This window comes from Pseudomonas arsenicoxydans (genome assembly GCF_006438915.1).
Lineage (GTDB): Bacteria > Pseudomonadota > Gammaproteobacteria > Pseudomonadales > Pseudomonadaceae > Aquipseudomonas > Aquipseudomonas arsenicoxydans_A.
The window spans coordinates 32622-46919 of record NZ_RCZE01000024.1; the positions used below are offsets into that span (position 1 = coordinate 32622).

Annotated in this window: 14 protein-coding genes; 12 read left to right on the forward strand and 2 right to left on the reverse strand. The window is 50.0% G+C overall.

Going from position 1 to position 14298, the window contains the following annotated elements; genetic code table 11:
- Positions 1-160: 160 nt before the first annotated feature.
- The 10 genes from EAH78_RS31250 (at position 161) to EAH78_RS32230 (ending at position 6514) form a co-directional block, all read left to right on the forward strand.
- Positions 161-1090 carry a restriction endonuclease gene (locus tag EAH78_RS31250; RefSeq protein WP_140672109.1) on the forward strand — a complete coding sequence of 310 codons (930 nt, stop codon included), beginning with the start codon at positions 161-163 and terminating at the stop codon, positions 1088-1090.
- 218 nt (positions 1091-1308) lie between these two features.
- Positions 1309-1590, forward strand: coding sequence for a hypothetical protein (locus EAH78_RS31255; protein WP_140672111.1), 282 nt, complete (start codon positions 1309-1311; stop codon positions 1588-1590).
- A gap of 647 nt (positions 1591-2237) precedes the next feature.
- Positions 2238-2789 carry a hypothetical protein gene (locus EAH78_RS31265; RefSeq protein WP_140672116.1) on the forward strand — a complete coding sequence of 184 codons (552 nt, stop codon included), beginning with the start codon at positions 2238-2240 and terminating at the stop codon, positions 2787-2789.
- A complete protein-coding gene (locus EAH78_RS31270) occupies positions 2779-3198 on the forward strand; it encodes a hypothetical protein (RefSeq protein ID WP_140672118.1) in 420 nt (139 codons plus the stop codon). The genes EAH78_RS31265 and EAH78_RS31270 overlap by 11 nt, the downstream gene beginning before the upstream one ends.
- Positions 3199-3363: 165 nt before the next feature.
- Positions 3364-3933 carry a hypothetical protein gene (locus EAH78_RS31275; RefSeq protein WP_140672120.1) on the forward strand — a complete coding sequence of 190 codons (570 nt, stop codon included), beginning with the start codon at positions 3364-3366 and terminating at the stop codon, positions 3931-3933.
- A 164-nt stretch (positions 3934-4097) separates the two neighbouring features.
- The gene (locus tag EAH78_RS31280; protein ID WP_140672122.1) at positions 4098-4538 is read left to right on the forward strand and encodes a hypothetical protein; all 441 of its coding nucleotides are present in this window, start codon (positions 4098-4100) and stop codon (positions 4536-4538) included.
- Positions 4535-5161, forward strand: coding sequence for a recombinase family protein (locus tag EAH78_RS31285; protein WP_140672124.1), 627 nt, complete (start codon positions 4535-4537; stop codon positions 5159-5161). The genes EAH78_RS31280 and EAH78_RS31285 overlap by 4 nt, the downstream gene beginning before the upstream one ends.
- 233 nt (positions 5162-5394) lie before the next feature.
- Positions 5395-5811 carry a hypothetical protein gene (locus EAH78_RS31290; protein WP_140672127.1) on the forward strand — a complete coding sequence of 139 codons (417 nt, stop codon included), beginning with the start codon at positions 5395-5397 and terminating at the stop codon, positions 5809-5811.
- A 9-nt stretch (positions 5812-5820) separates the two neighbouring features.
- On the forward strand, positions 5821-6228 hold the full coding sequence (locus EAH78_RS31295) for a hypothetical protein (RefSeq protein ID WP_140672129.1): 408 nt from the start codon (positions 5821-5823) through the stop codon (positions 6226-6228).
- Between the two features lie 16 nt (positions 6229-6244).
- Positions 6245-6514: a hypothetical protein gene (locus tag EAH78_RS32230; RefSeq protein WP_161599716.1), complete on the forward strand. Its 270-nt coding sequence runs from the start codon at positions 6245-6247 to the stop codon at positions 6512-6514.
- A 220-nt stretch (positions 6515-6734) separates the two neighbouring features.
- Here the strand turns inward: EAH78_RS32230 and istB are convergent, their stop codons facing one another.
- Both istB and istA read right to left on the reverse strand, forming a co-directional pair.
- On the reverse strand, positions 6735-7538 hold the full coding sequence (gene istB, locus EAH78_RS31305) for an IS21-like element ISPsy20 family helper ATPase IstB (protein WP_024677664.1): 804 nt from the start codon (positions 7536-7538) through the stop codon (positions 6735-6737).
- Entirely contained in the window at positions 7531-9030 is a 1500-nt protein-coding gene (istA, locus tag EAH78_RS31310; RefSeq protein WP_140672147.1) for an IS21 family transposase, read from the reverse strand. The genes istB and istA overlap by 8 nt, the downstream gene beginning before the upstream one ends.
- 453 nt (positions 9031-9483) lie before the next feature.
- Here istA and EAH78_RS31320 point away from each other — a divergent pair, with 453 nt between their 5' ends.
- Both EAH78_RS31320 and EAH78_RS31325 read left to right on the forward strand, forming a co-directional pair.
- On the forward strand, positions 9484-11433 hold the full coding sequence (locus EAH78_RS31320) for a site-specific DNA-methyltransferase (protein ID WP_140672136.1): 1950 nt from the start codon (positions 9484-9486) through the stop codon (positions 11431-11433).
- 3 nt (positions 11434-11436) lie between these two features.
- Complete coding sequence (locus EAH78_RS31325) at positions 11437-13767, forward strand: hypothetical protein (RefSeq protein WP_140672138.1); 2331 nt, start codon at positions 11437-11439, stop codon at positions 13765-13767.
- Positions 13768-14298: the final 531 nt, after the last annotated feature.

The following is a 14298-nucleotide window of genomic DNA, read 5'->3' on the forward strand; positions in this document are numbered from 1 at the left end:
CATCGCATTTGACCAATAAGTCTCGGGGCAATGATCGGCAGAGAACGACCAAAAACGGCCTCTGACCACGCTCAGGAAACCGGGGCCGATTCACCAAATACAAAACAATACACAACCTTTAACATTCGCCCACGCCATCAACCTTGCGCTTGGAGTTGCAATGTCCGTACCTACATACGACCAGTTCATTGAGCCGATACTGCGCTACCTGGCAGCTACACCCGAAGGCGCGACAGCTCGTGACGCCCATGAAGCAGCTGCTGGGGCGCTAAACCTGTCGGAAACACAACGGCAAGAGCTGATTGCCAGCGGCCAGGCCACATACAAGAACCGTGCAGGCTGGGCCCATGACCGCCTCAAGCGCGCAGGCCTATCCACCAGCGCTAAGCGAGGCTATTGGAAGCTAACCGACGCAGGCATCACCTATGCTGCACAGCATCCCGACCCCCTTACTGCAAATAAGGTAGAACAGCTCGCTATCGGTTTTATGGATGTAAAGCTCAAGGGTCCAACTGATGCCATCCCGCTCGACGGACAAGAGCAGGTTGCTCAGATAGCAGGCTCAGCCACTGTCAGCCCAGATGATCGGCTGGAGCAGGCATTGCGTGAGCTACGCGAAGCGACTGCAGCCGACCTACTGGACAACCTTCTGCAAGTCAGCCCTAATCGCTTCGAAGTCATAGTGCTGGATGTACTGCACAGCCTTGGCTATGGCGCTAGCCGCAATGACTTGCAGCGCGTGGGCGGTAGCGGAGATGGCGGAATCGATGGGGTGATCTCGCTCGACAAGCTCGGACTGGAGAAGGTCTACGTCCAAGCCAAGCGCTGGCAAGGCACGGTTGGCCGCCCTGAGTTGCAAGCCTTCTACGGCGCACTTGCCGGGCAAAAGGCCAAGCGAGGTGTATTTATTACCACATCTGGCTTCACTGCCCAAGGCATCGACTTTGCCCGTTCAGTGGAGGGTATGGTGCTGGTTGATGGCAGTCGGCTTGTTAATCTGATGATGGATCACGAAGTCGGAGTAACGTCGCGGCTGCTCAAGTTGCCGAAACTGGATAGCGACTACTTCGATGAAGAACGAGGCTATTAAAGGGGTTTGAAGTCCAACGGAACGGGAACGTACGTTAGCGGCGACAACAATGTCTAAAAAGTCGATTAGTAGACAAAATCCTGAATATTGCTATCAATTAAGGTGCACCAGGTGCAATGCCTGGGCATTAATTGATAGCATTCATGTTTGTGTTTTGCTATCATAATGGTAAGCGATCGCAGTGATCTTAGCTTAAAATGATAGCAAAAGGTGAGCCAATGAAGACCGCCAATCCCGATACCACCACTCTCACCCTTCGCGACACCCCTTACACGCTCATTCAAACGGCCAAGCGTATCACTGGCAAAGCTACCGGTAGCCAAGCCTTCTTGGCGGGCATCGGCAAACTGGACGAATTAACAGACCAAGTTGCGGACCAGCGCGAAGAAATACGCCGATTGCGTGAAAACCTGCGCCGCTCCCAACTGCTGTTGCAGCAGCTGGCCCCGCTGTGTCTCCAGGTGGCCGAAGTGGCGGGCCAAAAAGACCTGTTTGAGTGACGAGATTGATAGCATAAAGTCCTGCAGGGCAGATCCGGACTGGCTATAAATGCTGTCATTCTTCAGATAGGGAAGCGCTGGGCGCTCCCCTTCCCCCGAGGCTGCGCGATAGCATTTTTTCGGGGGCAACTGCGGCCGCGGAATCAAATCTGATAGCAAAAAGGCAAAATAAACAGGATCAAAGATCCTAAATCGCTATACATATAGGATCAATGATCCTATAATGTTTCTGTGGTGGCACGCAGAGAGCCACTCGTTTCTGAGAAGGCTAGTCGTTGCCATCGCGGGGAACGGGATGAGACTTTCAGAGGTTGCGACTATCCGAACTAACTTTCCAGAGGCTCATTTCTGGCTGGTTAGACGGGGCTCAGCGAGTCGATGCGGTGAACCAGGACGAGAGTTCAACCCCGAACACATCGGGATTCACGTACACCGCACCGATATTCTCTTGCCGGATTACCTTTTCTACGCGCTGGTTCATGTACACCAGCAGGGCTACTGGGAAAGGATGGCAAACGGAACGCTAAGTCTGGTCAATATCCGTGTTTCAGACGTTCGACGTATCGAGCTGTCGCCACGGTGAGTACGGGGGCCATTAGGCCCCCAGGCTCTACCAAAAATGATAATTCCCAGGATGGAGATTAAAAATGATTCCAGTTGTAGATCTAGGCGCAACCACCAGTTTTGCGAGCAGCTATCCGATATTAACGGGGGTTGTGATCCTGGCTCTTGTGCTTCTTGCGTACTGCCTTTTTTGGGCTATCCGTAAGTACCCTAAGCACCTGGGAAAAATCCAATTCACATTGTTTGCTGCCTTTGTTGCCGTGGCTATTTTGGTGAACTGGGGCATGTTTAAGACTGAGCCTTCTATTCAGTCACAAATTGAGGCAGCCGTTCAGCAAGTCGAGCAGGTTTCGGAAAATGGTATTGAAATGGCAATGCTTAACGACAACCCGACACCGCGCCCAGGCGACAGAATTGCGTTTCAAGAAATCCAGGGCGAGCAATGCCGGTACTACGGAATTGTCCGACCAGCAGGCCATGTCGCGGTTAACCGCAGAACCTGCGCAGATAATACTCAGACTCTTATCAGCCTGGACATTCCGCTAGATAAGGGAGTGGCGGGAGCTAGTGGCCTGAAGCATTACAGGGCTTACCTGCCGGGGCACGTAACTGTAAGGAACACCAATGAAAATTGATTTACCAAGCATTGAAGATCAGCAAGAGCTGATCTTTCAAGAGGCAACCAAAGAAGCTATTTCCCAGCTGGAAGCGAATTTGAACGCGCCGCGTTATCCCGTGCAGGATCTGGTAGACGAAAGCCTTTACCCCCGCACTCATTTGTTGCGGGAAAACGAGGGCTGGGAAGCCCCTGCCCCTGAAATCGTTAAAGCTTACTTCCGGCACTTTCAAAATCATTTCAGCGAGTACAACACGGATGTAAAGCTGGCAGTCCTCCTGGGCATGGTAGGAGGCGGTAACGACCGGCGCATTCGTGCATTTAAGGATGGCAGCAAGAAGACGCCCTACGGCGTCTGGAGGCGGTTTTTGGTCCTGACAGGGCGTGTGCCGCAAGAGATTATTCCCGTCCTGGGAATCATGCGTTAAGCCGACGCTAGAAGTCTGGCGTCCGGGGCTACATCGGTAGAGCGCTCATTGCCCATTTGAAAAAGATGACAGGGAAACAGTCGGTGAGCGCTCTACCAATGTAGCTCTCGGCCAGAGGCACGGCGGATCGTGCCGTTTTGCAATCATTAGCAAGGAACTGAGCTCATGAAAAAATCAGTATTGGCATTTCTTACCGTCGCCTCGATGGATGCCTACGCCGTGAACATTCCCGTGGTGAATATGCTCGAGTTATGTACGGGGTACTTCCAGGGCGAGCCACAAGCCGTTGCCGCGTTTGATCGGCTCAAGGCCAATGGCGACATAGACCCAGTGAAGATGTGTGCGCAGGTCAAGGCCAGTGGCGAGCTGGACAAGCCGAAGCCCGAGGCAACGGCGCGGAGCTTTATGGCTGAGATTGCCAATGTAGACCCAGCCCAGGTCAGAGTCCTGGTGGACAGCGTTTCCACCTGGACGGCCATTGCTACCGCGACAGCTCCAGATGGCAAGACTTGTTCGTTCTCCATGATTCCGCCACCGGCAGGCGCTGGCTACGACGGGTGGTTGGTGGGGGCTATGGATTGCAAGAAACGCGGAAGCGGCGGGATTTCTATCATCGATCTCGGCGCAACCAAACAAGCGGAAGCGGACGCGGACGCCAAGAAGGCGGCAGCAGCGGCGGCAAAGATAAAGGCAGTGGCGGCGGCAGAGGCTGCGAAGGCGAAGGCTGGGCAATGACCTTGTAATGGCTATCAGTTACCTATAGCCAAACGATTCCGCTGATAGCTTTGCGTTATCGCTATCAAATTGTGTATTCACAATAGCTAAAAGATAGACTATCGTAGATGTTATCAAATCATTGCTATCTGATAGCGGACCAGCACTGATAAGGAAGCCAAGCCATGCAAGCATCGATCAAGAAACCGAGCTACACCGGGGCAATCATTTTCATCGCGATTTTTGGCGTCGGCGCATGGTTTGCGCTTCAAGGGATCGTGGACACTTTCTTCCTGGGGGCCGAGATTATCGGCATCACCAAATATGCGTTGATGTACTACGTGTTTTTTATGGTGATTTCGGCGGGCATTCTCATAATGTCCAGGGCAGCGCGAAAGGTCGGTATTTTTATGGCTCTATATCCCTTCGGCCTTGCCGCTATTTTCATAGCTGGTTTCTCAAGCATTGTTTCAAACCCCTCCCCCAACCCTAACCCTCTTTCAGATCAACTTGCAGCAATGCAGGTCTTTGGTGTCCATGCGTTCATTTGGTCTATCCCCGCTTTTGTGACTGGTTATTACATCGTTAAAGCCTTCCGTGAATCGCGTGAAGTCCGGTGTAAATGAAAGCTCACATTTATTTAAGGGCATCGACAAAAGACCAGGACGCAGACCGGGCTAAGGCCCAGTTACTAGAGTTCGCATCAAATAGCGGCTTTCAGGTCGTGGGAATCTATAGCGAGAACATTTCAGGAACGAAGCTCCAAAGGCCGCAGCTGATGAAGTTGCTAGCCGCCGCCGATCCAGGCGACGTGCTGCTGGTCGAGTCCATTGATCGCTTGTCCAGGCTCAGCCAAAGCGATTGGGCTCGCCTCAAGCAGATCCTGGCCGACAAGCAGCTTCGGTTGATCGTGGTGGATCTACCAACGACGCACCTACAGGCGGACAGCAGTATTACCGGACAGATAATGGCCGTTATCAACGATATGTTGATTGACCTTACGTCCACCATGGCGCGTCTCGACCAGGAGAAACGAGTAGAGCGGATTCGCCAGGGGCTGGCGAATAAGCGGGCTCAGGATCCTGACTGGACGCCTCCAGGTAAGCAAAAGAACATCAAGCTATGGGAGTCAATAGAGCGCCTTTTAGCAAAGTTGCCAGAGGCGTCAGCCGATGAAATTGCGACGTTGGCAGGTTGCGGGGTCGCAACTGTCTACCGAGTAAAAAAAGAATTGAAGGGAAGTCTTTGAGATGAGCAAACAAAGGAAAGCATTCATCACCATCGACGCGCAGGGCTGGTGGTTTCACTTTCACCAAAACTATGGCGGGTGGTTCTACAAGCCTTCGGGTTGGGTGCTTCGTTTAATAGCTAAGAGCCCTTGGATAATCGTAGTAGATACGTTCGGTGTGGACGATGGTGATCGTGTTCGGAGTTTAAATACGCTGCCTCGTAAAAAACATTAAAGCGAAGGAGTCAAAGTGTATGGAAGCTAATAATTTGAAGGCTATTGCCAAAGCGATATGTATTTGCGCTACATTCATCGCTACTCCAGCAAAAGCGGAATTCCAACTGCGCGATATAAGTGACGCAGTAGGACAGGTAAAAAAGGTTCTGCCGGGCAGTAGCAGCAGTTCCAGAAACAGTGCTAGTTACATTCCTCCTGGTATGGGCATTACGTTGGATAATGGTCAACGGGCCAAAGCCTATGGCTTTGAATGCCAGCCTAATGAAAAACAGCCTTGCGGTTCGATCAAAGTTACAGCAGGGGCACATAAGGTAATGATCGTACCGGTTTCCGGTAAATCGTTTGAAGAAAAATGGACGTTCAAACGATTAGATGGAAACAATATGGTGGCTATTAGACCAGATGGCACAATCTTGGAAGCAAATATTGAATAAGGAGGTTGTATGATAAGTCACAATGAACGGAATGATCCAAAGGCGATTATCGCGCTAGTGATTTTGTGTGCGCTTGTTGGTTATTTGGCGTTAAACGGCTTAGCAAAATTGATCGGTGTAGATGTAAACGCTGCTACAACGCTGGTTATGGGTGTCGGCTGCACTATTGCTTTACTAGGCATCGGGTTCTGGTCGCAAGCGTCTGATTCCTGGCCGTTAACCGTAGCCAACGTTTCGCCTATTGCCTTGGCAACATTCATTTTAGCCTTCAGCCCAACCCTAAACCAACTTGGCTCTATCGGGCCGGTGTGGGCAGACCTGGGCGTGAAGTGGTGGGGCAGTTTGTACACGCACTACGGCTTAGCCTTTGCGATCCTTTTGATTGGATACGGCTACTTCTATTTACGGCGCGATTGATATTGGTGAGGTGTGTATGACTTTAATCACTACCCACGTTTTCCCTGAATTTCTTATCGAGGAACCTCTTGTTGACGGGGCAAGCTATGTAATAGCTGACCTCGGCCCGGATCATAGGCTTGATATTTTTAAGGAGCATCCAACGTACCGCGCTGAATCTGATTCCTGGGCATTCAATGACCGAAGCCGTAAGCGGACGGATGAAGATTTTTGGTTGCCAGAGCGCCGATACATTCAGTTGGTTGCCGCAAAAGGACTACGGCAGGAATTGGAATTCGATTTCTGAAGTGCTATCAATTTGCCGATCGAGCGCCGGCGCCGATCGGCCTTTCTGCTATCAATCCGTGTTGGCGCTGATTGAAAACTGACCCACCCTGCCGATTGAAAATTGACCCAGGACGGATTGCTGATTTCTGTCCCAGCAATTGTGGATAAGCTTAGCAGCAGTGTTCCGATTAAAGACGCATCAAGCCCCACCGCATGCAGCAGGGCATTTATGGTGCGGATCAAAATGGCTCATCGTCCTCGATATCATTTCCGTCCTTTCGCTTTCGTTCGCGTGTTTTGATCTTTGTCTGGGCAGCCAATGTGCTGTGTTGCAGGCGGTAAGACTCGTTGCCTGTTTCAACGATATGGCAGTGGTGTGTCAGCCGATCCAGCAGCGCCGTAGTCATTTTGGCGTCGCCAAATACACTCGACCATTCCGAGAAGCTGAGGTTGGTGGTGATGACCACGCTGGTGTGTTCGTACAGCTTGGACAGCAGGTGAAATAACAGGGCACCGCCGCTTTGACTGAAGGGCAAATACCCCAGCTCATCGAGTATCACCAGGTCTGTTCGTAGCAGTCCCTGGGCGATTCGGCCTGCCTTACCATCGTACTTTTCACGCTCCAGCAGATTGACCAGATCCACCGTGGAGAAAAAGCGCACGCGTTTGTTGTGGGCCGTAATGCCGGATACAGCCAAGGCACTGGCCAGGTGTGTTTTCCCGGTTCCAGGGCCGCCGATGAACACGACATTCTGCGCGGTTTCAGTGAACGCTAAGCTGGATAGATCGCTGACCAGCCGGGCATCAGCGCTGGAAGCGCTGAAGTCAAAGCCAGCTAAGTCACGGTGCATGGGGAGTTTTGCCATGTTCATCTGATGATTCACCGAGCGCACCGCGCGATCCGCATGTTCCTGCTGAAGCAGATGTTCCAGCAGCCATTTCGATGAAGCCGTCGACGCTGTTCCTTGAGATACCAGTTCTTCCCAAGCACTGGCCATGCCGTGCAGGCGCAGTTCTTTGAGTTCAGTCATCAGGTCACGCATTGCGATTCTCCTCATCGGTCGTACGGAGCCGGTCGTAGCGCGCCGTATTGGCAACAGGCGCGACCTTGAGTTGCAAGCTGGTTTCTACACAGGGAGGTGGTGCGGTGGAGGTCAGGCGGGCAAGGACATTGAGGATGTGATCGGCGCTCAGACTTCCCGATTCAAGTACCAGTTCCACCGCCACCAGCACAGGTTCGAGACCCGCAATTGGCACAGCAGCCAGTACCTGCATCATGATTCGATCACCGTTGGTGTGACGCCTCAGTCCCCGTTTGAGAAGCCGTAACGGTTTTGGCAGATCCGCAAATGGCGCGCCATTGCGCAGTGCACCAGGCTTGCGTTCGATGAGTGGGATGTAGTGCTGCCAGTCAAAACTGACCTGATCTCGATCAAAGAGGCGCTCATGGCTGACGATCACCGTTTCGTCGGCAATGACCACGATCCGCGAAGGGTACAAACGGCTGCTGACCCACTGACCAACACGCTCGCAAGGCACCGAATAACGATTGCGCGCCACGCTGATCAGGCAGGTGCTAGAGACACGGACGGTGCGTTCCACGTAGCCATCAAAGGCCGTCGGCATCGGCATCATTTCAGCCTGCTCCAGCTCCAGGACTTCTGCCACCGTCAAACCGTTGTACTGCGGATGTACAAGTTCGGCCCAGAGCGTACGACAGCGTTGACCGAGCCAGACGTTCAGCTCCTCGAAGGTATGGAACATGCAGTTTTGAGCATCGAGCCAGATTCGTCTCCGGCTGTCCTGCACGTTCTTTTCGACGATGCCTTTCTCCCAGCCAGAGGCCACGTTGCAGAAGTCCGGATCGAACAGATAGTGCGCGCACATCACGGAAAACCGGGCGTTGACCGTGCGGCCTTTGCCTTTGTTGACCTTGTCGACAGCCGTTTTCATGTTGTCGTAGATGCCGCGACGTGGCACGCCACCCAACGCTCCGAACGAACGGGTATGGGCATCAAACAGCATCTCGTGGCCTTGGCTAGGGTACGCAACCAACCAGAATGCGCGACTGGCGCACAGCTTCATGTGGGAGACCTGGATGCGTCGAAACAGGCCACCGATCAGCAGACTCTCTTCGCTCCAGTCAAATTGAAACGCCTCGCCGAGCGCAAAAGTCAGCGGTACAAAAGCGCGTAAAGACTTGCCTTGCTCACCTCGCCAAGAGCGCACAAACGCCGTGAGCTGGCTGTAGCCGCCGTCGTAACCCTCGGCCTTGATCTGCTCGAAAAGCGCTTTGGCGCTCCTGCGGTTGTGTTTTGGCCGGAACGAATCGGCCTTGAGCGCCTGTTCCAGCGTCTCGTGGAAAGGGCTGAGTTTGTTGAAGGTTGCGCACCGTTGGTACGCCGGCTGAGTGGCTTCGGGCGCTCTGACCCATTTTCGGATGGTGTTTCTAGAAAGCCCGGTACGCTTGGCTATCTGATGCAGCGAGAGCTTGTCGCGGAAGTACATCCGCCGGATTTTCCCCAACATTTCCATGCTGATCACCCTGTGTTCTCCTGCTCAAAAAGTGAGCAGAAGCAGTTGAACACCTGGGTCAGTTTTGAGTCGGCAGAACAGCCTCTACTGGGTCAGTTTTCGGTCAGCGGCAACAATCAATCCGAAGATCGAGGATCCGCGCCCAGGGCGAAAAGTGCTATCAGTTCTCGACCTGGTGCCGCAGCTGGCCACCGAAAAATGATAGCAAGTGCCTACTGCGCCGTAGGCTTGCTGGCCCAGGCCGTGACGAGTCACCCCTACCCCACATGCCTCGGATTCAGGTTTTGAGCGCTTAAACAACGGGATGAAAAACCTTAGCCCGAAGGATGTTTCAAGACGTGCTTCGATTAAGCTCGAAACCCTCAGAAAGAATTGCGAGCTCGTTTTAGCGGGTGATAAACTACACGGTTATCACTTTATGATTTTTATATTATTATTTAAGTTGAGTCTTTGATGAATACAGATCAAGCAGAACAAGATTTTCTAGAGGATCTTAGTCGAGATCAACTAATAAAACTTGTTAACGAACTCCGAGAAGATAAAAAAATGCGAGCCGTTTTTTCACAAGGCTCCGAGCTTGGCTCAAATGACGCTACGCTGATGTGGCAGGGTCGCAATCGCTTCCTCGCCGAAACGGTCACACCTGTTTCGATGAAAAGAGATGGGGGGCGAAGTTATCCTGAAAATGTGGGCGGGAATCATCGAATTATCGATGGTGACAACTTGGCTGTAATGCGCTCATTACTCAGTGAGTTTCGAGGCGGGCCTAAGACTGGATTCGACGTTATTTATATGGATCCGCCATATAATACGGGAAGCGATGCTTTTATTTATAACGATAACTATCGATTCTCAAAGGCAGAGGTTGAACAGTTAAAAAATGCTGTGGGCCGCGTCGAAAAAGGAGTGTCTCTAGATGATCCCTCACGACACACAAAGTGGATTAATCATATAGCTCCAAGATTATGGGCGGCACGAAAGCTGCTAAAGCATACAGGCGTTTTGATAATATCAATTGATGAGCATGAACTGCCAAGACTTTGGATGCTGCTTGAAGAAATGTACGGCGAGAAAAACCGTATTGCCACTATAGTTTGGGAGAGAGCGCGTAAAAACGACGCTAACTATATTTCTGAAGGGCATGAATACATGCTCGTCTGGGCGCGAGATAAAAATGTACTCGACGCTAAAATGAAAGAACTGGGTAAAACTAAAGAATGGGAGCGCTATAAAGGAAAATGGCGGAAACCCAAAGAGGGGGCTGACGAAATTCTAACGGCTTATGCGGAAGCTAAGCGCGAATTCGGTGATGATTTAAAGAAAATTGAAGCCGCAATGGGGGTTTTTTTCAAAGAGCTTCCAAAGGACCACCCTGCAAAAAAAATACGGTATCAGAAAGTCGATAAAAACGGCATGTATAACGATGATGGCAATCTCAATTGGCCTGGTGGAGGTGGTCCCCGCTATGACGTCATTCATCCTAAGACGAAGAAACCCTGCAAGGTTCCTGCTTCGGGATGGCGGTTGTCAGACCCTGCTGATATGCAGGCTCTAATAGACGCAGATAAGATTGTTTTCAAAAAAGACCATACAGGAATACCACGTTCTAAGACTTATCTTCATGAGATGGAGGCAGAAGTAGCGACATCTGTTATCCGTAGGATGGGACAGCGCGCGGTCGAAACGGTAGGCAAAATATTAGGAAAAAACACGTTCGAAAATCCTAAAGATCATGAGATGTTGGCCGAGCTATTCAATCTTGTCACCTGGCGCGATCCAAACGCCGTGATATTTGATCCATATGCTGGCAGTGGCACTACCGGTCATGCAGTGCTATCGATGAATGTCGAAGATAATGGATCAAGACGGTTTGTACTAGTAGAGAATGGTGATCCTTCAAATAAAAGAATAAATAGAGATAAGTATACTGAAAAGTTAACTTCTGAAAGATTAAAGCGGGTATTTTCAGGGCGCTGGGCGGACCAGCTAGATCGTCCAAGTATGGAAGACGGCTTTACTTACTATGAGGCCAGAAAAAATGTAAGTAAGTCTGTAATTATGGAGTCAAATCGAGAAAATTTAGCTGACATCATTTTGCAAATTGTCGAGGATGACTCAAATCGCATGGATTGCCGAATGGATGGCTATAAATATCTTATCGGCAAGACTCGCCTTGGTTTTGGTATTGCGTTAGTTTGGGAGGCTGGTAAAACAAATGGTCATCAGGCCCTGACTCGCGAAATACGATCGCACATCATGTTGGAAGCAACAGCAGCTAACGTCACAAAGCCTGTATATATTTACGCCGTTGCTAATGTCTCTCCTATAAACGATCAGCTTTATAAATTTCAGCAAATACCTGATTCGATATTGGCGCGCCTTAATTTGCTCGAGGAAGAGTAATTCGTGAAGCTTTCAATGGATAATCTAAAGCCTTTTCAAGTGCGTGCCGCAGGGGAACTTACCCAGATGTTGGCGACCTATCCAAGTGCGCCGTATAAAAGCCGTTATGATCCTGATACCGGCCAGGTACTGCCTTTTTTATGTCGATTACGCGCAATCACCGGCAGCGGTAAAACCCCGATGTTGGCGCTAGCCATGGGTAAGCTTGGTGATGGAATTGTTTTGTGGACAACCAACAGAGGCGCAGTAATCTCCCAGACTAAAAGTAATCTCAGTTCAGGTGGGAAATATTCGCCTTTGCTTCCAGAGAATGTGGAGATATTAAATCTTGCAGATCTTTCGGATCTGGATTGGGTTGATATTTGTAAAGCCAAAAAAGGTCTTACAATAATTTTAGCGACAGTAGGATTGTTTAATCGTGACGGTGATGCCCTTAATGTACACAAAGACAGGGCAGGATCAACGCAGTGGGAAACACTAGCAGGGAACGGCCCTGAAGGCCGTCAACGTCATCTTTATGTCGTTTACGACGAGGCTCATGGTGGCACTAAAGCTCAGTTTTCAAGATTAAAGGAACTGAACCCACGTGCCTTCGTTTTAGCTTCGGCGTCTGAGTTATCAGACGATCTGGCATTCCTTTTGCCTGGTAATACCGGAGAAGAAAAGTCTGTATCTTTAAACGCACAAACCGTAGTCGTTTCGACGCCACTTGTCGTTCAAGCGGGTTTACTAAAAACTAGGCTTTATTTAGTTGATTGTAATACCAATCGTTTGGATGCGCTTAAGGAAGCAAATAATAAATGGCTTCAGATTAGCGAGAAGCTATCCTCCCTCGCGGAGTGGCCGGTGATGTGCTGCATTGTAAATTCTACGATAGATGGGTTGGAAGTGTGGGAGGCGCTTACCCAAAATTTAAATGTAGATCCGCGAAGAGTAGCAGTTCATCTGGCAAATGTTAACGCTGCTCTGTCAAGCGTAAATCCTAATTGCCCTTGGAATTTGCTGATTGATACGCATAAGGCTAAGAAAACTCCGGAGGCACTACGCGACGAAGGTTATACCCACATAATTTGGAATCTTTCTCTCCGTGAGGGATGGGATGAACCTTGGGCTTACGTAGCTTATATGGATGGTCTTGGTAAATCCGCCATTGATATATCGCAAAAAATTGGCAGATTTCTACGTCAGCCAAATGCGATGCCTTTTGATGACGGAGACTTAAACTCCGCATATTTTTATTTTAACGTTCCAGATAAAGATTTTGCATCGCTGGTGAAGTCAACGCAGAATGATTTGGGGGGTGATGGTTATGAAATTATAGCGATTAACCAGTCCAGTGCGCGCCCGCGAATTTCACGAGAGTCATTGCTTAAGACCCCAATGTCCATCGCGACAGTGGCTGAGTCTTTCGGTGAGAATTTAGATGCACTTGATCAAATACTATTGTCGAATGTTCCTCAATTTGCCGTTGAAGCTTTACGGGCCCCAGGTCGGGTACACACCCGAGTTCTAGATTTAGCTACGAACAAGGAAGATCTTTCTCTAAATAAAGAAGAGTTTAGGGAGGATAATGCTGATATCTCCGTATGGGATTACCTTGTTTCCCGTTTGGGCGCTCAGGACAGTAGAATTGCACGTAAAAATGGTACCTGTTTTACTCCATTCGTAAAAAATAACGAGAAAATGAAGCAGAGAATGCAGTTTGGCTCTGAAGCTATGAAGCTGCTGAATACGACTATTCCTAATATAGTTAGATTGTTAAATGATGAGTTTCGATTGGTTTATGAATACGATGAGGTATATGACGTAAAGCCGTTTAATCTCGTATCTCCAGATCTATATTTTGAAGACGAAAATAAGCGAGAACGATATAAAGTTGTAAGTTTCGATAACGCTTTACATACAGAATACAATGGGCTTAATGCTTTCGAGCTGGAAATAGCTGAGGCGCTAGACTGTATGGGGCTTACCTGGTGTCGTAACCCCTCAAAGACAGGCTATGGGATTCCAATACCTGAGATTGGCGAAGGCACTACAAGTTTCTATCCGGATTTTATACTATGGTCTGAAAAATGTTTATGGGCTATAGATCCCAAAGGCGCGCATTTGATTAATGATGCTATATTTTCAAAGCTTATGGGTATTTCCGATATTAATGATATCCCTTTGAAAATTCGGGTAGCTCTAATTTTGCAAGGTAATTACATATTAGGTATTAATGGGCGTCCTATGCAGCAGGGGAAAGATGGATGTACGCTAATTTACAAAAGAAATGTAGGGGTTAGAGCTAAACATTTTCTTACGGCTAACGCGCTAGTTAAGGATCTTACCTAGAATAGGCTGCTTTTTGTTGGACGCTTGTGGGCAGAAACGCTGACCTGAACGAAGCGCGGTCAAGTTGAATGGCGGGGGCCCCGCCGAAGGTGGGTTCCGCGTCCGCAGGACCGCCGCAGGCGCATTCTGCTTGACGGTGCGCAGTGCCCCAAGCCTCCGCTCGGGTGTGTGGGGTTGCTTCACCACCCCGCGCACCTGAGCCCTCGGCGGCAAGAGCGGGTTTACAAGGGCAGCGCCCTTGGTGTTGCTTTGGTCTGCCGTCCAGGGGGCTCCCCCTGGCTGCCAGCGGCAGGGTAAAACTTAAATCGCAGACAAAAAGAAAGGAACCGTTAGGTTCCTTTCGTTATCGAGGCTTATTAGCCTAATGCTTAACGACTTAGAACGGTATGCCGTCTGAGTCAATCTGCAAAGTGCTGAAGTCTAAATCTAACCGTTCGCAAATTTCACGACGGTAAGTTTCTTCATCCATCACAGACCATGCTTCGTTATATTCAAACGCTTGATGAGTTGTACCAACTGCGTCGAATTGGG